Raw genomic sequence first — 21860 nt, forward strand, 5'->3', positions numbered from 1 at the left:
GTAATTTATAACATATGGACATAGTAAAATTTAAGATCACATCTAAAACTATAAAAGTAGAAGTACGTAATTCTAATAATTATGTTTTTAATTTCAATACTGCTTTAGATATTGCCAAAGAAGACAAAGATGTTTTATTAAAACTTTACAATGCGCTTGATCTACTTTTTAAGAAAGAGCAAATTAGCGAAAATAAAAACTACATTTCGCCAAATCAAACCAACATCTTAGATCAGATTTCTGCTGCAGATTTGGAAAAGGAGGATAATTAATTTTATCTACAGACCATCTTTTGTAAATTAAAAACCATTTCTAGGTAATTCTTTTAACCAATATCAAATGGATAACAAAATCATTTCCGAAAGAATAATTGAGTTGAAAAATGCTGATCTCAAATTGAGAAACAAGCTTATTGAAAACAAAAAACTTTTTGAAGGATATGATGAAGAAATGGAAAAGCTGCATAAACAAAATGCAATAATCTTAAATGAAATCATAAACACAATCGGTTATCCGACGATTGATAAAGTTGGGAAAGAAGCAAGCGAAGCTGCTTGGCTAATCATACAACATTCTATTGGATCTCCAGATTTCATGAAACGATGTGCAGAGCAATTGCATAATGCAGTCAAAGAAAATCAAGCAGACCCTATTAATCTTGCCTATTTAACAGACAGAATAGCTACCTTGGAGGGAAGGCCACAACTTTACGGAACCCAATTTGATTGGGATGAAAAAGGAAATTTAAGTCCAAATTTATTCGATGACTTACAAATGGTAAATCAAAGAAGACAATCTATCGGACTCAACTCTCTGGAAGAGCAAACCGAACTTATTCGAAATCGAATAATACAAGAAAATCAATTACCTCCTGAAGATTTCGAAAAACGAAAACAAGAAGCACTTGAATGGAGAAGAAAAACAGGATGGATAAAATAACTTCAAATCCAACTGTAATTCTCAATTAATTTCTCCTACGATAAAAAGTCTTCCACAGTTTTTACCGACTCGAATAAAAACATTACTTTTAATCTGTATCCCTAAAAAAAGCATTTTCTGTATCTGTGCCCAAATCTGCAATAGCAATAATTTTGCTAAAAAAAGATATGGAATCTAAAGCAATAACACAGGAAAAAAGAACTTTTAGAGAGGTATATATATTTGACATGGAGATTTTACAAAATATCTTCAATAAAAATAGTAATGTGAAAGCTAAAGATAAAATGCTTTTTGGAATACCTTTTCTTCTTTGCGAAAAAGACAATAAAATAAATTCGTTTGCCAGTTTAATATTAGATGACAAGAACGAAATTATATTTCAAATTTATGATGACGGAAGTTTGACTAATGAAGACAGAACCCTGTTTAATGAATACATTCAGAATTTTCTAAAGAAAAAGAGAAATGCCAATTTCAATAACGCTAAACAATTGAGACAAAGTACAGAGCATTTTGTTCATTGTCTGAGCTTTTAGTCGCTTAACGGAAAAGAAAAAATGAAAAATCGAGAAACATTATATTTAAAAATTGCCAAAATTATTGAGGATCAAATTCACAATGAAACTCTTTCGCTTGGCGACAAACTGCCTTCTGTTAGAAGTGCGCAAAAGTTGTATAATGTTAGCTTAAACACCATTAAACAAGCGTATTTAGAACTGGAAAGCCGCTCATTAATAGAATCTCGCCCAAAAACGGGATATTATGTGAGTAAAAGTTCGCAGCGCACAACGGCACTTCCTACAATCGCAAGTATAGATAACCATGAAAAAGAAAACACACCCGAAGATTTAATTGATAAAGTTTTCGGCACCATCAATCAAACCGATGTAACACAATTTGCACTCGGATTACCTGGAAAGAATTTCCTTCCGGTTGCCAAACTTAACAAAGGAATTATACATGCTGTACGAAATAGAGGCGATGCCGGCACAGCCTACGAACCTGTTCAAGGATCTGAAGAGCTTCGGCGCGCCATTGCCAAATGGGCATTGGTTATGGAGGGAAAAATTACAGAAGATGATCTTGTAATTACCTCCGGCGCTATGCACGCCATGTACAATGCCCTTATGGCCGTGACATCTCCTGGAGATAGCGTTGCGGTAGAAAGTCCTGCCTATTTTGGAATACTTCAAGCAATTAAGGTATTGGGTCTGAAAGCGGTTGAAATTCCGACCCATCCTTTGTTCGGATTAGATCTTGATGCCTTGAAAAAAATGCTTCCTCAAATTAAGGCCTGCTGTTTTATTACCAATTTCAATAATCCGATGGGATTTCAAATGCCTGACGAAAACAAAAAGGAACTGGTTAAATTGATCACGCAATATAATGTCCCATTGATTGAAGATGATATTTATGGTAATCTATACTTTGGTTCAGAGCGCCCTAAACCTTGCAAGTTTTATGACGAAGCTGGTTTGGTTTTGTGGATCGGATCTGTTTCTAAAACTCTTGCGCCCGGCTATCGTGTTGGTTGGATTGCTCCAGGAAAATTTAAAGATAAAATCATCCGTCAGAAACTGGTTCAGACCGTTTGCAATTCTTCCTTGTATTCGGATGTGATTACCGATTTCTTAGAGCATGGCCGTTACGATCATCATCTAAGAACATTTAGAAATAAACTTTACGCCAATTATCTCCAAATGAATCGCGCCGTAGAAAACTATTTTCCAGATAACACCAAAATTGCACAGCCTAAAGGCGGTTTTATGCTCTGGCTGGAATTGGATGAAAGAATATCAACCACAGAATTATTCAATACTGCCCTAACCCAGAAAATCAATTTTGCTCCTGGAAGAATTTTTTCGCAGTACAATCAATACAACAACTGTATGCGATTGAATTATGCTTTGGAATGGAATGAACGCGTAGAATCTGATTTGGAAAAATTGGGCACAATAATAAAAAACAGTATTTAATAGCATTATGAAGAATAAAGAACAAGTAGAAATAATAACTTATAATCCGAAGTATCAAAAAAGCTTCAAGGATTTAAACATAGAATGGATTTCGACTTATTTTGTAGTTGAACCGAATGATGTAAAAGCGCTAGATCATGCCGAAGAATATATTATAAATAAAGGCGGAGAAATTTTTTCTGCCATTTTAAATGATGAAGTTTTGGGCGTTTGCGCTTTAATCAAAAGTGACGGAAATAATTATGATTACGAATTAGCAAAAATGGCTGTAAGTCCAAAAGCTCAAGGAAAAGGTGTTGGATTATTATTGGCTGAATCGGCAATAAAATGGGCCACAGACAAAGGTGCTTCTAAAATTTATCTAGAAAGCAACACCAAACTGAAACCTGCTATTAAACTGTATGAAAAATTAGGTTTTAAAGAAATAACCGGAATTTCTTCATCTTATAATAGAGTTGATATTCAAATGATGCTCAGCATTTAATAATCCTATTTAAAAAAATAAGCCCTTGGCATTTCAATTCAAGGGTTTTTATTTGAATTATACTGTAACATTTCTCCAACAAAAGCGTCAAATCTTAAATTAAATTACGGTTCTTTGTAACTTATTACATTCTCACTTGGGATTACTCAATTTCTGAATACAATAATATTGACTCCAATGAGTTTAGACTAGGAAGCTAGTCACGATATTTTCGTTATGGACAATAAAAAAATTATTTTAAGTTTAAAAAAAGGTAATGAAGCAGCTTTCAAAGAAGTCTACTTCAACTATTACGATAAACTTATAAATATTGCCAAACGATTCCATTCTTCTGTTTTTACTCCCGAAGACTTTGTTCAGGAAACTTTCATAAGATTATACAATAAAAGAGAACTGCTTAACGAAGAGGTGCTGTTCGATAAACAAATCTTTACTATCTGCAAGAACATTATTATCAATCATGTTAACAGGGAAAACAAAATAGTACAGCTTGATCCTTCTCAAGTTGAAATGCTAGATGAAGAAACTGACACTGGAATTTTTGAAGAAAGACAAGAAAAACTACAAAATTTCATAAATCAGCTTCCAGAGCAGCAGCAAAAAATATTTACTTTACACAAACTGGAAAACCTTAGCTATAAGGAGATTGCAGAAATAACGGATCTTTCTGAAAAGACCATTGCCAATCATATTTATCTCGCCAGTAAATTTATTCGAAAAAAAATCGAAAACCATTAGGAACTTTTTAGTTCTCGTTTGTTATACTAAAAAACAAGAACTAAAAATGCATATCGAAGCGTATAAAACTAATGTAAAAACAAAGAAAGACGCAAGTTTACTTGTAGCTTATTTACAGTTTATTATTTCTGATTGTATCATAAATTTTGATCGTCAAGGACAAGAAAACATCCTTAAAATCGAAACTAATCGAGACATTAAAGAAATGGTTTACGGTGTTTTTAACAAACAAGGTTTTCATTGTCAAATCATTTACACCTAAAAAAATGGATCAGGAAAAATTTGACGAGGAATTTAAAAAGTTATGGGAAGAGTCTCCCCTTTCTCATTCAGACAGCGAAAAAGAAGCTTCGTGGGAACAATTCCATGCTAAAACATTTTCTGAGAAGAAAAGAAAATTTAAACCTTGGCATCTTTATGCGGCGGCTTCGGTTTTACTTTTTACACTTATTGGAACTGGAATTTATTTCAACCAAGAAACTGCTGCTGAAAATTTAGTTTTGGCCGAAAATGTAATCGAAAATACAACCTCAGCAATAAAGTACATTGTTTTACCAGACAGCTCAAAAGTAGAACTAAGTCCAAATTCTAAAATTATTTACCGAAACAATTTTGCTTTAAACAGAAAAGTAGAAATTGATGGTGAGGCTTATTTTAAAGTTAAAAAAGACAAACAGCATCCTTTTCAGGTTTTTTGCGATGAAACAACAACTACCGTTTTAGGAACTTCTTTTACAGTTAAAGAATCTAAAAATGAAGAAGTGACCGTTGAACTTTTTGAAGGAAGCGTTCAAATGAATGTAAAAGGCCAAAATCAAAAATGGATTTTGAAACCTGGTGATAAATTTACCTACGGAAACCAAACGGCTTCAGTAACAGAATTTAGCAGATTTATTGATTTTGACAACGAAAAACTGTCGGTTATCAGTCAATACATTGAAGAAAGTTATGGTTATAAAGTCATTATTCCGAAAGAAAATCTTGATCAGAAAATTACAATTCGCATCAATAAAAAGGAAGATTTAAAAACAATTTTACAATTAATATCAGAAATGTATAACCTAAATTTTGAAATAAATGAAGATTTAAAACAGATCACTTTTCAATAAAAACAAGAAAGGATGTAAGCCGCGAAACTACACATCCTCCTAATATTCAGGATAACACGAGGTTATTCCATTTAATAATATTCAAAAATACAAAATTTCATGAAGCATATAATTTCAGCATGCTTTTTTTTATTCAGTTTATGTATGTCCGCTCAGAGCGTTACCATAACTGTAGATCAAAATACGACATTAAAAGAGTTCTTCAAGCAGATTGAAAGTCAAACCGATTTTAAATTTGCTTTTACAGATCAAATTGATACGAATAAAAAATATTTTACGAAAAAAAGCACTTTTAAGACTATCGAAATCGAGAAGCTTATTTCTGAATTAAATCAAACTTCGATTGTACAGTTTTCTATTTCGGGCAATAATATTTTTGTCAAACAGAAATCTCAAACTCAGAAATCAGCTAAAAAAAAAAATAAGCTGACAGGTCGCATTTTTGATGATGAAAGACAACCCGTTATTGGCGCCAACGTTTTTATTAAAGAATTGGAAACAGGTGTTGTAACAGATGTTAATGGAAATTATAGTATTGAAGTTCCTGACGGAAATTATACGGTTCAAGTAAGTTATGTTGGATTTAAAAATGAGGAAAAACGAGTTTCTGTTACAGATGACAATAAAGTCAATTTCAATATAGATCCAGATAGCCAGCAATTGGGAGAAGTTATTGTAATGAACAATAAAGCTGCCGATATTAAAGCAACTCAAATGAGTGTTAACAAGCTTTCGATGCAGGAAATTAAAAAAATTCCTGTTGCTATGGGCGAGCCAGATCCTTTAAAATCAATTTTAACTCTTCCTGGAGTTACTAATGCGGGAGAAGCTTCATCAGGTTTTAATGTTCGAGGTGGTGCTGCCGATCAGAATTTAATCCTTTTGGATGGCGCTCCAGTTTATGCAGATTCGCATATGTTTGGGTTCTTCTCTATTTTTAATGCAGATATCGTTAACGGTTTAGATTTATATAAAGGAGGGATTCCTTCAAAGTTTGGAGGACGTGTTTCTTCTGTTTTAGATGTAACACAACAAACCGGAGATTTTGAAGAATATAAAGTGAATGGAGGAATTGGAATTATTTCAAGCCGTCTTTTGGTTCAAGGTCCGTTAGAAAAAGAAAAAGGTTCTTTTATTCTTTCTGGGCGTGCTTCTTATGCGCATTTATTTATGAAATTGGCAGACAATAATAACTCAGCGATGTTTTATGATTTGAATGCCAAATTAAATTATCGTTTTAATGCTAAGAATACGCTTTCGTTTTCGGGTTATTTCGGAAATGATTTATTCGATATTAACGATCGTTTTGCAAGTACGTACGGAAGCACAATGGGAATTTTAAATTGGAAACATAAATTTACTGATCGCTTGAACAGCAATTTATCGGTTTTCTATAGTGATTACAGATTCAATCTAGAAATTCCAATTGAAAGTTTTAAATGGGACAGCAATATTGCGAGCTACGGATTGAAATACAATTGGAATTTTCAACAATCTGAGAAGTTTAAAATCAATTATGGAATTGATGGTTTGTATTATAATTTCAATCCTGGCGTTGTAAAACCGACTTCTTCAGATTCGCAGTTTAATTATATGCAGCTGGATAAAAAATATGCTTTAGAAACTTCTGCTTTTGTCGATTTTGAAAATCAGATTACAGAAAAACTAACTTTCCGCTATGGGCTTCGTTACAGTATGTTTTATCGTTTAGGAGACGAAACCACCAGCACTTACGAAAACGGTCAGGCTGTCGTTTATAATCCTTTATACAATATTTATGAGGAAGGAACTCCAAACGGAAGCATTTCTTATGGAAAAGGAAAAAAAATCAGCAGCTTCAATAATTTTGAACCGAGAGCGGCATTATCTTATGCTTTTAACGACGAAACTTCTGTAAAAGCAAGTTACAATAGAATGGCACAGTACATTCATATTTTATCAAATACACAGTCACCGTTGCCAATGAGCATCTGGACACCAAGCGGACCTTTTACAAAACCTCAGCTTTTGGATCAATATGCGATGGGTTATTTCAGAAATTTCAAAGACGGAGATTACTCTTTAGAAACCGAATTATTCTATAAAAATGTTCAAAATCGTATTGACTATATTGACGGCGCTGATGTTTTGGCTAACAACAATATTGAGCAAGTTATTCTAAACGGAAAAGCCAGATCTTATGGTTTAGAATTGTTATTCAGAAAAAATACAGGCGTTTTCACAGGATGGATTTCTTATACTTTATCTAGAGCAGAACAAAAAACACCTGGGAGAACTCCCGAAGAACCAGGAATTGCAAACGGCGACTGGTACTTATCTGGTTACGACAAACTGCATAATTTGAGTATTGTGGGAAGTTATGAACTAAACCCGAAATGGTCATTTAATGGAAATTTCACATTACAATCTGGACAGCCGGTAACGTATGCCAATGGTTATTATGAAATGGGAGGCATTCATATTCCGAATTATTCTTTGAGAAACGAAAATAGATTACCTCTTTTCCATCACTTAGATGTTGCGGCTACATACACGCCAAAACCAGACAAAAAGAAAGGATGGCAGAGCTATTGGGTATTTAGCCTTTATAATATTTACAACAGAAAAAATGCGGCTTCTATGAGTTTTACAACCAATGAAGATACAGGAGCAAATGAAACCAGAAGGCTTTCTATTTTCGGAATTGTACCTGGAGTTTCTTATAATTTTAAATTTTAATGCTATGAATAAATTGAAAAAATATACGACAATGAACAGAGCATTGGCATTAATAAGTCTTCTTTTTGTTTTTTCTTTTGCTTCTTGCGAAGATGTAGTCAATCTGGATCTGGAAACTGGCGAAACGAAACTGGTTATCGATGCTGAAATAATCTGGAAAAAAGGAACTGACGGAAAAGAACAAACTATAAAAATTAGTAAAACGGCTCCTTATTACAACAATTCTACGCCAAAAGTTTCTGGCGCACAAGTACGAATAGAAAACAGTAACGGAGATGTTTTTACCTTTAACGAAACTGAGGCAGGAGTTTACAAATGCACCAATTTTATTCCTGTAATTGATGCCGATTATAAATTATTTATCAATGCTGAAGGGCAAAGTTTTACAGCAACAGAAAAGTTAACTTCTACAACTCCAATCAATAAAATTGAACAAAAGATTGTTCCTGATTTTGACGGAACAGATATCATTGAATTGACTTTTTATTACAACGACCCAGCAGATCAGATCAATTATTATGTAACCGATTATCAAGCCTCATTTTTGATTTATCCTGAATATGAAATTACAAATGATGAATTTTATAACGGAAACGAAATCAGTACAAGATATTCTAATGAAGACAAAATGAAACCTGGAAATACGGTTACAATTACGCACAGAGGCGTTTCTAAAAACTTCTATAATTACTGGAAATTAATTTTGGAAGCTTCCAGTTCAAATCCTTTTTCTGTTCCTCCAGGAAATATTAGAGGAAATATTATAAATACTTCTGATGCTAATAATTTCGCCTTTGGCTATTTTAGATTGTGCGAAGCTGATCAAATTGATTATTTGGTGCAATAAGAAGTAAAAAACCACCTTTCAAAAGAGGTGGTTTTTTTATTTATTCTAAAATTTGAGTGAAACAACTTTTTTCTATATTTTAGTACAAATTAATTAAGAACACATCAAAGTTTCTTTATTGTTGACTTGATGGTCTAGCCACTAATCTCTGCATCATTTCTTAAAAATGAAAATAAAAAAAGCTCTGTTTATATTATCTTGTCTCGTTTTAGTCTCCTCCTGTGAAAAGTATAACAGAAGCAAATCAGAAGCATATTTTGAAGGGATAGATTTAGATTTTGTCATTTTAGAAAAGAAACCGCTAAACCACGGGAGAGAAGTTAATTTAAAAATAAAAAACAACAAAAATAATACGATTGAGATTTATTGTGAAGAGAATACTTTATTCGCTTGGCATTACAAAGACTTTGAAATTGGTGACACAATAGTCAAAAAACAAAACGAAGATTTTTTTACAATTCATAAAAAAGACACTACACTATATTTCAAGTTTGGATACAAAAAATAAAATATTTCATTTCTAATTTGGCTTCTCAATTTCATAAATGAAATTCAATTTTGGCTTTTCTCCAAAATAAGCCACTTCTTCTTCCGCAACTTTTTTAGCCCCTACTCTTGAGATTGCAACTTGCGAACGGATATTCTCGGCACCAATATGAAATTTTACTTTTGAAACATATTGAAAGAGATAATCCAACATTGTCTTTTTTACACTTTGATTTACGCCTTTTCCCCAGCACGAAACAGCATAAAAAGTATAGCCTATAAAAATGCTGTCGTCTTCTTGATCAAAATCGTAAAATCGTGTACTTCCAAGAACCTCTCCTGTTTCCTTATTTATAATTTTAAAAGCGCCTTTACTTTTCATGGCACCTTCAAAAAAGTTTTCAAAGACTTCTTTTTTCCATCTGTCTTTGTTGGGATGCTGTTCCCAAATTTTAGGATCGGAAGCTACTTTATATAAAGCATCAAAATCTTTTTCTTCTAAAGGAGATAGAATGCAAAGATCATTTTCTAAAATGGGTTGTAAATTAAAATTCATTATTCTTATTTTTATAAAACTAATTCTTCAAAAATTGGATCCTGCAAAAGCGAAGCATACAGAGATTCTATAGCATGTTTAGAACCATGTATCTGCCATTCTAAAATAATATGATCTACTGTACTGTGTTGCACTAATAGTTTAGCTTTTATACCGTAAGTCGAAAAAAGCTCTTTACATCTTGCATGACCTGTATCTGAGCGTTTAAATGTTATTCTGAGCGTTTTATGTTCGTTGATTAGGTCAATTTTATCTTGAAGAAAAGTTAGCATCGTTAGAATTATAAGAATCATAAGTGCCGCACAAGCCGAAGCAAAGTAATAACCTGCTCCTACTCCCATACTAACTGCCGCAACCGACCATATTGTCGCTGCCGTTGTAATGCCCGAAACATGATTGTCTGATCTAAAGATTACTCCTGCACAAAGAAAACCTAAACCTGTAACAATATTAGAGGCTATACGATCTGGATTTCCAGCTCCTCCGATCCATTGGGACATTAAGGTAAAGAAACAAGCTCCGACAGAAATCATTATTGTAGTTCGAAGTCCAGCGGCTTTTCCTCTATATTCTCTTTCAGCTCCAATTAAAGCTCCCCAAAATGCGGCTAAAAGCAATCTTATAATAATTTCTAGTTCCATTTAAACATTATTTAACCATCCTAAAAGCACATTACAAAAAAAAATCCTATTTTTTACTAAGATCAAGCATTGCTTTTGCTACAGCTTTAGTTGATTTATCATAGTCTTCATGGCCGTAATTATACTTCTCATTTAATTCATAAAAATCGCGATAGATATCAAAAGGATTTTGCGATTCACCAACCCAATTAACAATAATATCTAAAATCTCATTCATTACTGGTTGATATGTCATTCTACCATCTGATCTTCTAGTCCCATTATTATCGGATTTCTTTTTTCCCAAATTTAAAAACACATTCTTTTCATCATAAATTATGTCTCTTATTTGTTTATAATCCTTTCCTTTGGGTAAAAAATCTATTAGCAATTTTCTAATACCTCTATAATATAGATTGTACTTTTCTTCTGGGTTTTCAAAATCTTTGTCTATTAATTCTTTTAATTCATTAAATTCTTCCAAATTACCCGACTCAGAGCTAATTGTCAACTGTTTTCCAACCTTCTCATTTGCTTTTTGTAAAAGTTCAAGTCTTTCAAGATCACTTTCATTTAACCCTTGCTCTTTTATTTTTTTATTGTTTTCCATAAATTATTATTTTATTTCTAAAACTGATTTTATTTTTTCACTAGCTTCTTTTAAGCTTACTTCATTCCATGAAATTGGATTAAGTCTTTTAATCGCCATTAAATAATCAGGATAATGCTCCTTAAATGCGGCATGATAATTTTTTCCATAAAGCTTTTTTTGATACCAAGTAAAGAAAGAATATATTATCGACGGATGTATCTCATTTTCAATTGCAAATTTTGAAACCAAATAAGGATTATTAATATATCTTTTGATATAATTAAACTTATCTACCGAAAAAAAGAAATCTCTTGCAAAATTATCTGCTTTATCTTCAATTAGAAATAAATCATCTTCACCAGACAAATGAAAACTATTGGATTCAATTGTTTCATAATCAAAAAGCACGTGATTAAGTTCATGTAAAAGCGTAAACCATAATGTTGGATACATTTTATTAAAATCAGTAATTACTACAGAAGGTTTTCCATCAATTATAAAAGTGGCTCCTCTAACTTGAGTCGTCGATAAATAATTTTGAAAAATAACTGTAACTCCAATATTATATAATGCTTTACAAACAGTTAGCAAACCGTTTTCGACATCCTGAGAATAAGGTTTTATTTTTACAACTAATTCCTTTAATCTTTCTCTATCATATTCATTAGGGTTATTTATTATTCTAAAAGTCTGATAAGCAGATTTAACCCAAAAATCCTTCATCTTATCAGAGTGGTTCTTTTTTACTCTACTGTAGAGTGGTTCTTCCAATTGATGTTCAAATTCATAAGTAGATTCATATCCAAAATAACACAGTATCTTATCAACTAATTTATTTGTATCATCAGATCCATCAAAAAATCCAAGCTTAGTTAATGTTTTCACATCAAAATTTTTCACAATGAAAGTCGCCTTTCTGGCATTTTCAATAGATGAAATATTTTCTGCACTTTGATTTCTTAAAACCAATTTAATAAAGCTGTTAATTTCAAAATTTAAAAATTCAGCAATCTTCACTATGTTTATTAAGTTAGGTTGCTTAGCGTTACCGCTAATTATTTCTTCGAAAACATCTTTATCGATATTAAGAAGTTTCAATGCCTTTGTTTTGCTTAAATTATATTCAAGCAATTTCGCATCAAAAATCTCTTTTATATTTACTTCATCATCAGTAAATATTGAATTCAATAAAGAACTAATATCTAATTTATCCATAAAAAGGGTATTTACCTTTGCAAATATAAACAAAAAAACTATTTAAAAAACAAAATAAAGGGTAATTACCCTTTATTTTGTTTTTTAAATCTATTCCGCAACTTTTATTAAAATAATTTTAATAAAAAAGAGACTTAAAATAAGTCTCCTTCAATGTTTTTCTTTCAATAGCTTTTCTAAATATTCAATTTTATCTTTTTCAGCTTGTAACAAACGCTCGTAAAGCTTTTTGTTTTCATCGACTGATTCGATTAATTTATCTAGTGGATTAAATGTGCATGCATTATTACTTCCAAAATTAGTTCCCTGACTATGGCTAAAATCATTTTCTGTGAAAGTATTAAAATAATTAATTACTCCTTCCTCAGAAAAATTCTTAATAGCTTCAACACTTACGCCTAAAGCTTTAGCAACTTGAATTAGTTTTTCTTCATCAATAGTCTCACTATTTTCCATAATAGAAACAGCTTGCTGGTTTGTTCCTAGCGCCTGTGCCAATGCTTCTTGTTTCATGTCTTTCAATTCACGAATGCGGCTTATTTTTCTACCGATGTGATTTGGTCTGGTTAATGTGCTCATAATTCAAAGATAATAATTACGACTTAAAATAAATACGAAATATGCAAACTACATAATTTGTCTTGTTTCATACCAAACAATCTTTTACAGACCACTTAGATATCTTATTTTTTCATCGCATCAAAAATACAACTTTTCAGACAAAAATAAATTTTAAAAATCCAGTTTACTTATATTCTTTTTCTTTTTGTGCATACCAATCTTTCATAACATAAAAAGCTTTCTTTTTAATTCCTTGATCTGAAACTAAACCTTTTCGGTTAAAGAAATCCTGAATATTTGGCAATTGTCTTCTGGGCGATCTAAAATCAACTAAAATCCAAGGAGAAACTCCTGCTAAACCTTCAATTCGATTAAACATTTGTGTGTTTTGAATGTATAATTCTTCTTGATATTCTTCATTCCAGCGTTCTTTTTTATCGCCATGCAAACCTTGCAACGCTTCGCCACCAAACTCGCTTATAATAATAGGTTTGTTGTATGGAATTACCCATTGCATGTCTTTGCAAGATTCATTAGTTCCTCTGTACCAGCCTAAATATTGATTGAAACTTACAATATCTACATACTCATTCATATTGTCGTGAAGCGTATTGATATTATTGGAGCTCGAAGTAACTTCCATTGCCATACTGATCAAACGAGAATTGTCTTGCGTGCGAGCGTATTTTGCCAGTTTACTTAAGAAAACATCACGATCATCGCCATGAGGCGTTTCATTGGCAATTGACCAAATTACAATTCCGCAACGGTTTTTATCTCTGTAAATCATGTCATGCAATTGGCGTTCGGCATTGGCATACGTATCCGGATTTGTCCACGAAATGGTCCAATAAACTGGCACTTCAGACCAAATCATTAATCCCATTTTTTCGGCTTCTTTAACCATATTTTCATTGTGCGGATAATGCGCCAAACGAACATAATTACAGCCTAATTCTTTTGCCCAAGTCAATAACGTAATGGCATCGTCTTGAGACCAAGCTCTTCCAGATCTGAAAGGCGCTTCTTCGTGAATGCTGATTCCGCGTAAAAAGACTTTTTTTCCGTTTAACAGAATTTCCTTGCCTTTCGTTTCGATGGTTCTAAAGCCAATTTGGTCGGCGATATTTTCATCTGCTTTAGAAATGGTTACATCATATAATTTTGGCTTTTCAGGCGTCCATAAAACAGGATTGGCTTTGACATCAAAATACGCAATTCCCTTAGCGTCGGTCGTAACGCTTTTTTTAATTTTCAATTCTGGAATGGAAACCGAAACCGTTTGATTTGCTAATTCGCTGTTTAGTTTTATCCAACCCGAAATTGTTCCTTTTTCTTTTTTATCCAATTGAACCAAATAATCTTCGATATACGTATTCGGAACTTGAGCCAGAGTTACGTCTCTTGTGATTCCGCCGTAATTCCACCAATCCATATTTACCGTTGGAACATTGTCTTTATGGCGTTTGTTATCGACTTTTACTACTACGAAATTGTTTCCGTCGACTAATAAATTGGTTACATCAAAATTGAAAGGCGTGTAACCACCAATATGTGTTCCTGCCAGTTTTCCGTTTACGTAAACTTTCGCATCATAATTGACAGCTCCAAAATGAAGAATTCCTTTGGTTTTGGCATCTTTTTTATAATTGAAGTCTTTCTGAAACCAAACCGTTCCTTCGTAAAAAAACAATCTTTGATCTTTCGAATTCCAATCAGACGGAATATCCATAACTGATGAGGTTGCGAAATTATATTCGCTCAACTCTGTGGTATTCCATTTTTTATTTTCGAAAAAGCCATTGTCTTTAAAAGGCTCTAAACGATAATTGTAATATCCGTTTTCGAGAGGATCTACAATATATCTCCATTTTCCGTTCAATGTAATATTGTTTCGAGCTGAAATGTTAGATACCAACGGAATTTCCTGTGCTATTGCTTTTCCAATTAGCAGAAAAGTACAACACAGCATTATTATCTTTTTCATAGTTAAAATCATTTTGGTTTTGAGGATCTTTAGTTAGTAAAATATGAAGATTATAAAGTTAAAAAGTTTCTTTAAAGCTGTATTAAATCAAACTCATTCATTTCCATAAAATACCCCATCAAATACTTATCAGTTTAGCATTTATAACACTTTCTAATTCTAAAATCAGTCTGTTTTGATCTTTATTCTACGAAAAATACTAATATATTTGAAATTATATTTGCCAACCTTAACCAATAATCACTAATAAATATTAAAGCAAATTATCAATATATTGCTTTATTTAAGCCAATTTCCCCATTAAAATAAGTATGAAAAAAATAAATATTTTTAGAATTTTACCACTACTCATTGTCATTTCTGCAGTGACCGTATTTCTTATGTATAATAATCAACTGAATAAAAAATTTATAGGACTAGAGGTAAACAGCATTATTGTAAAGCGAAATAATTGGCAATTAAGAACTACAGAGTTTTATTTGCAAAATGGATTGAGAATTGACTCTACATTTAAGAATAATTTTGACCTAAAAATAGGAGATTCTATTTCAAAAAAATCAAATACTAATATTTTTAGTGTTTACAGGAAAGAAAATGGAAAATATCTATTTTATAAAAAAAGTGCTATCGATTAAAGCAAACATATCTTGAATTTAAAAATTAAAAAAGATTAATCCCTTTTTCATTAAACATGGAACAATTAGAAGACATAATAAAACAAGTTTCCACTAAAAATAAAAGAACCCTTTTTACCTTTTTAACGGGCGCCGGAATTTCTTCTGAAAGTGGAATTCCGACTTATAGAGGTGTTGATGGTATTTGGATCAAGGGAACAAAATTTCATAAACCTGAAGAATTTGGGACTTTTAAATACTTCAAAGAAAATCCCGAAGAGGTTTGGCAATATTCATTATTTCGAAAAAAAATGTTCGAAAATGCAAAGCCAAATGCAAGCCATTACGAATTGGTCGAAATTGAAAACATTTTAAAAGACAGATTTCATCTAATTACTCAAAACATAGACAACCTACACAGGTTAAGCGGAACAGAAAGAATTTTCGAAATTCATGGAAATAACAGACAAATAAAGTGTTCAAACGGTTGCAGAGAAATTATAAATCTACCTGAAGAAATAAAAGGAAAAGAGATTGATGAAGATTTAACCGAAAGAGAAATAGAGCTTTTAAAATGCAAAAGTTGCGGAAGTTGGATGAGACCAAATATCTTATGGTTTGATGAATACTACGATGAACAAACAAATAAAAAGTTCAGTTCCTTAAAAATTGCCAAAAACTCTGGAATACTTTTCATTCTAGGAACTTCTGGCGCAACAAATTTACCTGTTACAATTGCAGAAACCACTTTAAAATATGGCGGAACTATTGTAGATATTAATATAGAAGACAATCAGTTTACGGCTTTGATAAAAGATAAAAAGAATAAAATAATTATTCGTAAAACATCTACTGAAGCTTTAAAATTGATTAAAGAAATAATTAAACATATGCATACTATAGTTAAAACTCCAATATGAGAACAATTATGCTACTAACATTCATCTTCCTTACAAACAATATTTTTTCACAAAATTATTTTGACTACAAAAAAGAGCGAAATCTTTTTAATTTAAAGCTCATAAGTAAAAATCAGAAAATATTATCTTATAAAAAAATAAATGATTCTGAAAGATTTCAAGGTAGATACTTAGGAGAAGTAAAGACTAATCAAGGAAAATATTATATTGTTATTTCATCATTTATTTTTAATTTAAAAAATAGTCCAAGTGCTGAAAATCATATTTTTATATATACTGATAAAAAGCAATTTTTTGGATATTATTATTTAAGCCATATTAACGAACTCCCCACTATATTGAAGAAATGTAAACTATATTTCGACAACAAAGATTGCAAGGAAAAGAATATCATTAATCTTGATAATGGTTTTCCTAAAGCAATAAATTTAAAATGTAATGGAGAAAACAATTATTATGAACTTAATAAGTAAATCAAAAAATATAGTTAGATGAAACTATCTTAATTCAAAATTAAATTAAATTTTGAGCCTTTATAAAAAGTGTCCTTTATAAAAAACTGTACAAGTTAGAGACATTTTGCATAGCGCATCAGTGAAGACTAAAGAGAGTAGAAAACAGATTTATTAACAAGTTAATAAGCCATTTCAACTAAGAAATGGCTTCTTTATTTTCTTCAATCAATCCTAAAATTTTCCCGTAAGCAATAGCTGCTTTATGAACTTGAATCGTCCAATCTTCTGCAGCATTATCATCGGCTCCATCAGAAATATATTTTAGACTTAAAAACGGAATATTTTCTTTCATGGCAATCATGGCTAAAGCGTAGGCTTCCATATCGACCACATTGTAGGCGTCTGAACAATGTCCCATTTCAAAATTATCGCCTGTTACGCAGATGCCTTCTTGAAGATTATCCATCAACAAACCATATTCTAAAAGTGGCGGCAAACCAGAAAGTGGCGTTTCGTATAAAGCAAAACCCAAACCGCGAACGTCCATATCTCTTTGTACAAATTTGGTACAGCAAATTACATCCCCTTTTTGAAAACAGCTACTTCCCGCCGAACCCAGATTAATAATTACAGAGGGCTTTTTCTTTTGAATGGCTTTTGTCAATTCGTAAGTTGCATTTACTTTTCCGATTCCGGTAATTAAGACATTTTGATCTTTAAAAACTTCTGCGGCTTCAGATTCAAGAGCAAAACAGAATAATATATCTTCAACCGCAAATGATGCCGTTTGATTAATTTGTATCATGTGTAATTTATTTTCGCTTTACAAAAATACGTTTAAAAATTTACGATGCTCTAACCTAAATTTAAAATCCAAAAAAGACGTTAAAGTCTGTTTTCGCTATTGGATTTTATGATATAAAAAATACATTTGCGAGAACCAGTAAAAAATTTAAAACCAGAAAGAATAACTGCATGGATAGTGAAAAATTTATTTTCTGCCTTGAAGGCGTTAAAGATATAGACGATCATACCCAAACCAATGTGGTAAAATGTTTAGAAGAATTGGCTATAGACCAAGGCATTTCGAGCATTCATAAAACTTGCGATACGATCGAAGGTTTAGAAGAAAGTCTGAATATTCTGCTTTACGAAGATCATAATTTCAAAGATTATGGAATCATTTATTTAGCCATGCCTGGTCAGGAAAATAATATCTGTCTTCACGATTATTATTACAGTATTGAAGAAATTGCCGAATTGTTTGAAGGAAAAATGAAGGGTAAAATTATTCATTTTGCCAATCTTAAGGTTTTAGATTTGAATGAAGAAGAAGCGCAATATTTCTTAGACATAACTGGGGCGAGAGCCATTTCTGGCTACGGTTCTACGTATAATAAAATTGCCAGCTGCAGTACGATTGACAAAGCCTTTTTTAGCTTGTATCAGGAAAACGACAATATAATTGAAGTGGTTGAAGATCTGTATGCTAAACATTACAATCTCTGCAAACTGCTTGATTTTAGATTATATTATTAGAATGAAAAAGCAGGCGGAGAAAATAAAAACCTATAATCCAAAAGGGTTTAGAGAAAAGTTTTTAGGAGAAGACAATCCTATTCATGTGCTTTTCAAATCGAATTCTGATCATTTTTTCTGTTTGGAAATCGAAGAAATGATGCAGATGCAGCATCCTGTTCCGCCTTCAAAACATTCTTGCCATACTTTAATCTTTATTTCTTCAGGTCAGAATGTTATGAAATTGGGTTATCAGGAATATGTCACGACCGATAACGAAATGATTATGGTTCCTGCCGGTCAGATTTTTTCGCTTGATAATGTCAACAACATTCATAAAGGTTATATCTGCCAGTTTCATCCCGATATATTGATTCGAAAATATGGCAGCCGTGAACTGCTCAATGATTTTGACTTTCTAAAAATTTCAGGAGACCCCAAAGTTAAACTTGCTCCCGAAGATATTGCTCCAATTACCAATATTTTGGAACGATTGAAAAAGGAATATTCTGAAAAAACAGTTACAGATTTAAATATTGTTCAGTCGTATCTGATTACTTTGTTTTATGAAATGAATAAAAATGCGGTGAAGACTTCTAAAAGTATTTCGGCAGCAGAAGCAATTACGGGGAAATTTAAAGAATTGATTCATGACCATATTAAAACCCATCATCAGGTCAATTATTATTCGTCGATGCTAAATGTTACTCCCAATCATTTAAACAAATGTGTCAAAAATGTAACCGGAAAATCTGCTGTAAAATGGATTGACGAAAACATATTGCTAGAGGCCAAATATTTATTGTTTCAAACCACACTTTCTGTAGGTGAAATCGCAACGCAGGTAGGCTTTGAAGATCAATCTTACTTTAGTCGATTTTTTAAAAAAGCAGAAGGAATCTCTCCTATTCGGTACCGAAAAATGATTGATAAGTCCTAATTATTGATTATAGAATCCTAACAAATATGCGGGTGTTTTTCAGAAATTTGCTTCCTCAAAATGCAAATTATGATTTATGTTTTTAAAACTTCCGTTGATAGTAAAGCTAAATTCGAATCGGCTTCTGTACTTCTAAATGAATTATTACCTAATTCTTTGTGGAATTTTGACCTCGAAGATTGCGACAACATTCTAAGAGTTGACAGCGAGCTGAATGTAACCGCATTACTTCAAAACAATACTATTTTCGACTGTGTCGAATTAGAATAAAACTTTACAAGCCTTTTAAATTTATATGGAATCAAAATTATACCAAAACCGAACTTTTGAAACGATTGATTATTCGGATCAGAGTTTAGCCCATGTCGAATTTGTAAACTGCGAATTCATTAATTGCAATTTTTCTAAAAGTGATTTAAGTCATAACGACTTTCTAGATTGCACTTTTAAAAATTGCAATCTTTCTTTGGCTACTTTGAGAAATACGGGATTAAAAAACATCAAATTTATTGGCTGCAAATTAATGGGATTGGATTTTAGCGCTTGCAATAGTTTTTTATTTTCGATGAATTTTCAAGATTGTGTTTTAGATTATTCTACTTTCATTTATAAAAAATTGAAGAAAACCAATTTTATAGACTGCCTCCTAAAAGAAGCTGATTTTTCGAATACCGATTTATCTTTGGCCGTTTTTAAAAATTGTGATCTTTCTGGTGCCACTTTTGTGGAATGCATTTTAGAAAAAACTGACTTCAGAACTTCCAAAAACTATGCTTTTGATCCATCAGAAAATAAAATTAAAGGAACAAAAGTTTCCCATACGGCACTTGCGGGTTTGCTTCAAAAATTTGATTTATCAATAGAGTGATTTTTAGTTTTCAGTCACAGTTTTCAGTGACTAAAACTATTTCTAAAATTAAAAAGCGGGACTACAAACTAAATTGCATCCCGCTTTTCTCTATTTAATCAACCACGATTTTTATTTTATCCAACGTGGATCTCCCACTTTTCTATCAATTAATGTTTGATTTTTAACTGTAAAATCACCATTTACTGCATTCGTAAATTGAGGATCTAAGACAGTTGCAGAAGCATCTGGTCTATTATTACCTGTTGTTACCTGTAAATTAGGCGAATTGAAATTATTATTATTTGCAAACCCTGGAGCAGCCGTTGCTGTAGAGTTGGTGTAAACTGCAGATCCAACTGCTAATAATGTATTACGTACTGTTGATAAATTAGAAACAAAACGTATATACAGAATTCTACTTGCGGCTGGTAATGTAGGTGCATAGATTGTACATCCATCGATTAGCACATTACTAGTTAATCCTGTTCCTGTTAATCCTGCAGCAGCATCTAAACGGATGAAATCACGTGATGAACAAGTGTCAAATGTACTTTTTGTTAAAGAAACACTTGCCACATAAGTAGTTCTGAAGTCAATAAAATCAGCACCAGCATTAACGTTTACATTTTCAATAATACTATTATCCACAGAGAATGATTTCAATCTTGCTGAGGCATTTCCGTAGATTAATTGAGAAGGATAATCATGAACGTAACATCCGCTTATTAAAACATCTCCTAAACCTGTAGTAGCTGCTGTACCAATTGTTATTGCTCCTCCAGTTGTACCAGTTCCATTTAAATCTAAATCGATTAAAGAAAGGTTAACCACTTCACTTGAATTAGCTGGATTATTAGCTAACGTGAAATTAACTTTTAGTTTTGGTTTGTTTTCTGGTCTTAAACCTCTTAACGTTATTGTTTTATTTATTGCAATTGTTCCCGTTTGAGCTGTATAATCTCCTGGCATGAAAACTAAAACAGATCCAGAAGGCGCATCAATAATTTTCTGAAGGAAATTATCTCCCTCTTTAACTAATATTCCTGTTCCAATGTCTATTCCGGTAGTAAAAGTTGCATTACCTCTTTTCTTTGTTCCGTTTAATAAAATTGCAGTATAAGCAGTTTCTGGTGTTAATCCTGTAAGTGTAGCTACTCCCGCAGTTTTTTCAGCTGCTGTAATGGTGTGCGCAATATTTCCAGGCATAGCCGTAATTTGTGTTACAGCGCTATTTGGAGTCCATCTCAATGTAACTTGAGTGGCTTGAATATCTGCATCTTGAACAGGGAACATGATCTGCTCTGATAATGTTGTAGCAGTTATAACCGACCATTTAGAATCTGCTAAGCCAGAAGTAACTGCTTTTACTCTAATAGAATAAACCGTTTCTCCTTCTAATGCTACTTTTACAGGAAGTTCTGTAGGAGCAACATTTATCGTTTTATAAATTGTAGCGAAACTTGGATCATCGGCACTAAATTCAACTACATAATGATCTGCATTTTCATCTGCTTTAACCGTCCAATCTAACTCAACCGTGGTTGAGTTTCTGATAGTAGCTTTAAGTCCAATGGGAGAAAATTCTCTTGTATTTCCTATACCGTCTAATAACGCTTCATTATAACTTTCACAGCTAGAAACTGCAACTGAAAGAAGTAATACGGTTATTAATCCTTTAAATATATTTATTGTTTTCATCATAATAACTTATAATTTATTATTAGTTTTTTGAAAG

26 protein-coding genes are annotated in these 21860 nt (G+C 32.1%); 18 read left to right on the forward strand and 8 right to left on the reverse strand.

Annotated elements, in window-relative coordinates; translation table 11 throughout:
• Positions 1 to 14 precede the first annotated feature (14 nt).
• From NCC77_RS20680 to NCC77_RS20730, 11 genes are all read left to right on the forward strand, one after another.
• Entirely contained in the window at positions 15 to 272 is a 258-nt protein-coding gene (locus NCC77_RS20680; RefSeq protein ID WP_248728084.1) for a hypothetical protein, read from the forward strand.
• Positions 273 to 339: 67 nt separating this feature from the next.
• Positions 340 to 939 (forward strand): DUF6624 domain-containing protein, encoded by a 600-nt coding sequence (locus NCC77_RS20685; protein WP_250837277.1) that lies wholly within the window; start codon positions 340 to 342, stop codon positions 937 to 939.
• A gap of 167 nt (positions 940 to 1106) precedes the next feature.
• Complete coding sequence (locus tag NCC77_RS20690; RefSeq protein WP_250837278.1) at positions 1107 to 1475, forward strand: hypothetical protein; 369 nt, start codon at positions 1107 to 1109, stop codon at positions 1473 to 1475.
• Positions 1476 to 1496: 21 nt separating this feature from the next.
• Positions 1497 to 2915, forward strand: a complete 1419-nt coding sequence (locus tag NCC77_RS20695) for an aminotransferase-like domain-containing protein (RefSeq protein ID WP_250837279.1) — start codon at positions 1497 to 1499, stop codon at positions 2913 to 2915.
• A gap of 7 nt (positions 2916 to 2922) precedes the next feature.
• Positions 2923 to 3399: a GNAT family N-acetyltransferase gene (locus NCC77_RS20700; RefSeq protein WP_250837280.1), complete on the forward strand. Its 477-nt coding sequence runs from the start codon at positions 2923 to 2925 to the stop codon at positions 3397 to 3399.
• Between the two features lie 216 nt (positions 3400 to 3615).
• Positions 3616 to 4137 (forward strand): RNA polymerase sigma factor, encoded by a 522-nt coding sequence (locus tag NCC77_RS20705; protein WP_250837281.1) that lies wholly within the window; start codon positions 3616 to 3618, stop codon positions 4135 to 4137.
• A gap of 46 nt (positions 4138 to 4183) precedes the next feature.
• Positions 4184 to 4399 (forward strand): hypothetical protein, encoded by a 216-nt coding sequence (locus NCC77_RS20710; protein ID WP_250837282.1) that lies wholly within the window; start codon positions 4184 to 4186, stop codon positions 4397 to 4399.
• A 4-nt stretch (positions 4400 to 4403) separates the two neighbouring features.
• Entirely contained in the window at positions 4404 to 5246 is an 843-nt protein-coding gene (locus NCC77_RS20715) for a FecR family protein (RefSeq protein ID WP_250837283.1), read from the forward strand.
• Positions 5247 to 5345: 99 nt separating this feature from the next.
• Complete coding sequence (locus tag NCC77_RS20720) at positions 5346 to 7964, forward strand: TonB-dependent receptor (RefSeq protein ID WP_250837284.1); 2619 nt, start codon at positions 5346 to 5348, stop codon at positions 7962 to 7964.
• Between the two features lie 4 nt (positions 7965 to 7968).
• Positions 7969 to 8811, forward strand: a complete 843-nt coding sequence (locus NCC77_RS20725; RefSeq protein ID WP_250837285.1) for a DUF4249 domain-containing protein — start codon at positions 7969 to 7971, stop codon at positions 8809 to 8811.
• Positions 8812 to 8977: 166 nt separating this feature from the next.
• Entirely contained in the window at positions 8978 to 9319 is a 342-nt protein-coding gene (locus NCC77_RS20730) for a hypothetical protein (RefSeq protein ID WP_250837286.1), read from the forward strand.
• A gap of 12 nt (positions 9320 to 9331) precedes the next feature.
• On the opposite strand, the gene NCC77_RS20735 is transcribed toward NCC77_RS20730, so the two are convergent.
• The 6 genes from NCC77_RS20735 to NCC77_RS20760 all read right to left on the reverse strand — a co-directional run bounded on the left by NCC77_RS20735 (position 9332) and on the right by NCC77_RS20760 (position 14828).
• On the reverse strand, positions 9332 to 9853 hold the full coding sequence (locus tag NCC77_RS20735) for a GNAT family N-acetyltransferase (RefSeq protein ID WP_250837287.1): 522 nt from the start codon (positions 9851 to 9853) through the stop codon (positions 9332 to 9334).
• A gap of 11 nt (positions 9854 to 9864) precedes the next feature.
• A complete protein-coding gene (locus NCC77_RS20740; protein ID WP_250837288.1) occupies positions 9865 to 10494 on the reverse strand; it encodes an MgtC/SapB family protein in 630 nt (209 codons plus the stop codon).
• Between the two features lie 46 nt (positions 10495 to 10540).
• Positions 10541 to 11083: a hypothetical protein gene (locus NCC77_RS20745; protein WP_250837289.1), complete on the reverse strand. Its 543-nt coding sequence runs from the start codon at positions 11081 to 11083 to the stop codon at positions 10541 to 10543.
• Between the two features lie 6 nt (positions 11084 to 11089).
• Positions 11090 to 12280, reverse strand: a complete 1191-nt coding sequence (locus NCC77_RS20750; protein WP_250837290.1) for an ImmA/IrrE family metallo-endopeptidase — start codon at positions 12278 to 12280, stop codon at positions 11090 to 11092.
• Positions 12281 to 12430: 150 nt separating this feature from the next.
• Positions 12431 to 12859, reverse strand: coding sequence for a helix-turn-helix domain-containing protein (locus NCC77_RS20755; RefSeq protein WP_250837291.1), 429 nt, complete (start codon positions 12857 to 12859; stop codon positions 12431 to 12433).
• 166 nt (positions 12860 to 13025) lie between these two features.
• Positions 13026 to 14828, reverse strand: a complete 1803-nt coding sequence (locus tag NCC77_RS20760; RefSeq protein WP_250837292.1) for a glycoside hydrolase family 2 protein — start codon at positions 14826 to 14828, stop codon at positions 13026 to 13028.
• Between the two features lie 311 nt (positions 14829 to 15139).
• On the opposite strand from NCC77_RS20760, the gene NCC77_RS20765 reads away from it, so the two are divergent.
• The 3 genes from NCC77_RS20765 to NCC77_RS20775 are packed head-to-tail and all read left to right on the forward strand — an operon-like array spanning position 15140 to position 16835.
• Positions 15140 to 15463 (forward strand): hypothetical protein, encoded by a 324-nt coding sequence (locus NCC77_RS20765; RefSeq protein WP_250837293.1) that lies wholly within the window; start codon positions 15140 to 15142, stop codon positions 15461 to 15463.
• Positions 15464 to 15519: 56 nt separating this feature from the next.
• Positions 15520 to 16362: an SIR2 family NAD-dependent protein deacylase gene (locus NCC77_RS20770; protein ID WP_250837294.1), complete on the forward strand. Its 843-nt coding sequence runs from the start codon at positions 15520 to 15522 to the stop codon at positions 16360 to 16362.
• Positions 16359 to 16835 (forward strand): hypothetical protein, encoded by a 477-nt coding sequence (locus tag NCC77_RS20775; protein ID WP_250837295.1) that lies wholly within the window; start codon positions 16359 to 16361, stop codon positions 16833 to 16835. The genes NCC77_RS20770 and NCC77_RS20775 overlap by 4 nt, the downstream gene beginning before the upstream one ends.
• A gap of 178 nt (positions 16836 to 17013) precedes the next feature.
• Here NCC77_RS20775 and NCC77_RS20780 read toward each other — a convergent pair whose 3' ends face one another.
• Positions 17014 to 17622 (reverse strand): 5'-methylthioadenosine/S-adenosylhomocysteine nucleosidase family protein, encoded by a 609-nt coding sequence (locus NCC77_RS20780; RefSeq protein WP_250837296.1) that lies wholly within the window; start codon positions 17620 to 17622, stop codon positions 17014 to 17016.
• Between the two features lie 170 nt (positions 17623 to 17792).
• Between NCC77_RS20780 and NCC77_RS20785 the strand changes: the two genes are divergently transcribed.
• From NCC77_RS20785 to NCC77_RS20800, 4 genes are all read left to right on the forward strand, one after another.
• Entirely contained in the window at positions 17793 to 18356 is a 564-nt protein-coding gene (locus NCC77_RS20785) for a DUF6642 family protein (protein ID WP_250837297.1), read from the forward strand.
• Between the two features lies 1 nt (position 18357).
• A complete protein-coding gene (locus tag NCC77_RS20790; RefSeq protein WP_250837298.1) occupies positions 18358 to 19275 on the forward strand; it encodes a helix-turn-helix domain-containing protein in 918 nt (305 codons plus the stop codon).
• 69 nt (positions 19276 to 19344) lie between these two features.
• The gene (locus tag NCC77_RS20795; RefSeq protein ID WP_250837299.1) at positions 19345 to 19545 is read left to right on the forward strand and encodes a hypothetical protein; all 201 of its coding nucleotides are present in this window, start codon (positions 19345 to 19347) and stop codon (positions 19543 to 19545) included.
• Between the two features lie 25 nt (positions 19546 to 19570).
• The gene (locus NCC77_RS20800; RefSeq protein WP_250837300.1) at positions 19571 to 20143 is read left to right on the forward strand and encodes a pentapeptide repeat-containing protein; all 573 of its coding nucleotides are present in this window, start codon (positions 19571 to 19573) and stop codon (positions 20141 to 20143) included.
• Between the two features lie 111 nt (positions 20144 to 20254).
• Here NCC77_RS20800 and NCC77_RS20805 read toward each other — a convergent pair whose 3' ends face one another.
• Positions 20255 to 21826 carry a DUF4957 domain-containing protein gene (locus NCC77_RS20805; protein ID WP_250837301.1) on the reverse strand — a complete coding sequence of 524 codons (1572 nt, stop codon included), beginning with the start codon at positions 21824 to 21826 and terminating at the stop codon, positions 20255 to 20257.
• Positions 21827 to 21860 lie beyond the last annotated feature (34 nt).

This window comes from Flavobacterium tyrosinilyticum, assembly GCF_023656565.1.
GTDB classification, from domain to species: Bacteria; Bacteroidota; Bacteroidia; order Flavobacteriales; family Flavobacteriaceae; genus Flavobacterium; species Flavobacterium tyrosinilyticum.

Bases quoted from the DNA above. Each gene is read 5' to 3' on its own strand.
- NCC77_RS20685 (WP_250837277.1), top strand. From the start codon at position 340: ATGGATAACAAAATCATTTCCGAAAGAATAATTGAGTTGAAAAATGCT.
- NCC77_RS20780 (WP_250837296.1), bottom strand. From the start codon at position 17,622: ATGATACAAATTAATCAAACGGCATCATTTGCGGTTGAAGATATATTA.
- NCC77_RS20755 (WP_250837291.1), bottom strand. From the start codon at position 12,859: ATGAGCACATTAACCAGACCAAATCACATCGGTAGAAAAATAAGCCGC.
- NCC77_RS20725 (WP_250837285.1), top strand. From the start codon at position 7,969: ATGAATAAATTGAAAAAATATACGACAATGAACAGAGCATTGGCATTA.
- NCC77_RS20705 (WP_250837281.1), top strand. From the start codon at position 3,616: ATGGACAATAAAAAAATTATTTTAAGTTTAAAAAAAGGTAATGAAGCA.
- NCC77_RS20680 (WP_248728084.1), top strand. From the start codon at position 15: ATGGACATAGTAAAATTTAAGATCACATCTAAAACTATAAAAGTAGAA.
- NCC77_RS20750 (WP_250837290.1), bottom strand. From the start codon at position 12,280: ATGGATAAATTAGATATTAGTTCTTTATTGAATTCAATATTTACTGAT.
- NCC77_RS20760 (WP_250837292.1), bottom strand. From the start codon at position 14,828: ATGAAAAAGATAATAATGCTGTGTTGTACTTTTCTGCTAATTGGAAAA.
- NCC77_RS20745 (WP_250837289.1), bottom strand. From the start codon at position 11,083: ATGGAAAACAATAAAAAAATAAAAGAGCAAGGGTTAAATGAAAGTGAT.
- NCC77_RS20770 (WP_250837294.1), top strand. From the start codon at position 15,520: ATGGAACAATTAGAAGACATAATAAAACAAGTTTCCACTAAAAATAAA.
- NCC77_RS20700 (WP_250837280.1), top strand. From the start codon at position 2,923: ATGAAGAATAAAGAACAAGTAGAAATAATAACTTATAATCCGAAGTAT.
- NCC77_RS20800 (WP_250837300.1), top strand. From the start codon at position 19,571: ATGGAATCAAAATTATACCAAAACCGAACTTTTGAAACGATTGATTAT.
- NCC77_RS20715 (WP_250837283.1), top strand. From the start codon at position 4,404: ATGGATCAGGAAAAATTTGACGAGGAATTTAAAAAGTTATGGGAAGAG.
- NCC77_RS20690 (WP_250837278.1), top strand. From the start codon at position 1,107: ATGGAATCTAAAGCAATAACACAGGAAAAAAGAACTTTTAGAGAGGTA.
- NCC77_RS20790 (WP_250837298.1), top strand. From the start codon at position 18,358: ATGAAAAAGCAGGCGGAGAAAATAAAAACCTATAATCCAAAAGGGTTT.
- NCC77_RS20765 (WP_250837293.1), top strand. From the start codon at position 15,140: ATGAAAAAAATAAATATTTTTAGAATTTTACCACTACTCATTGTCATT.
- NCC77_RS20775 (WP_250837295.1), top strand. From the start codon at position 16,359: ATGAGAACAATTATGCTACTAACATTCATCTTCCTTACAAACAATATT.
- NCC77_RS20720 (WP_250837284.1), top strand. From the start codon at position 5,346: ATGAAGCATATAATTTCAGCATGCTTTTTTTTATTCAGTTTATGTATG.
- NCC77_RS20695 (WP_250837279.1), top strand. From the start codon at position 1,497: ATGAAAAATCGAGAAACATTATATTTAAAAATTGCCAAAATTATTGAG.
- NCC77_RS20805 (WP_250837301.1), bottom strand. From the start codon at position 21,826: ATGATGAAAACAATAAATATATTTAAAGGATTAATAACCGTATTACTT.
- NCC77_RS20730 (WP_250837286.1), top strand. From the start codon at position 8,978: ATGAAAATAAAAAAAGCTCTGTTTATATTATCTTGTCTCGTTTTAGTC.
- NCC77_RS20795 (WP_250837299.1), top strand. From the start codon at position 19,345: ATGATTTATGTTTTTAAAACTTCCGTTGATAGTAAAGCTAAATTCGAA.
- NCC77_RS20740 (WP_250837288.1), bottom strand. From the start codon at position 10,494: ATGGAACTAGAAATTATTATAAGATTGCTTTTAGCCGCATTTTGGGGA.
- NCC77_RS20785 (WP_250837297.1), top strand. From the start codon at position 17,793: ATGGATAGTGAAAAATTTATTTTCTGCCTTGAAGGCGTTAAAGATATA.
- NCC77_RS20735 (WP_250837287.1), bottom strand. From the start codon at position 9,853: ATGAATTTTAATTTACAACCCATTTTAGAAAATGATCTTTGCATTCTA.
- NCC77_RS20710 (WP_250837282.1), top strand. From the start codon at position 4,184: ATGCATATCGAAGCGTATAAAACTAATGTAAAAACAAAGAAAGACGCA.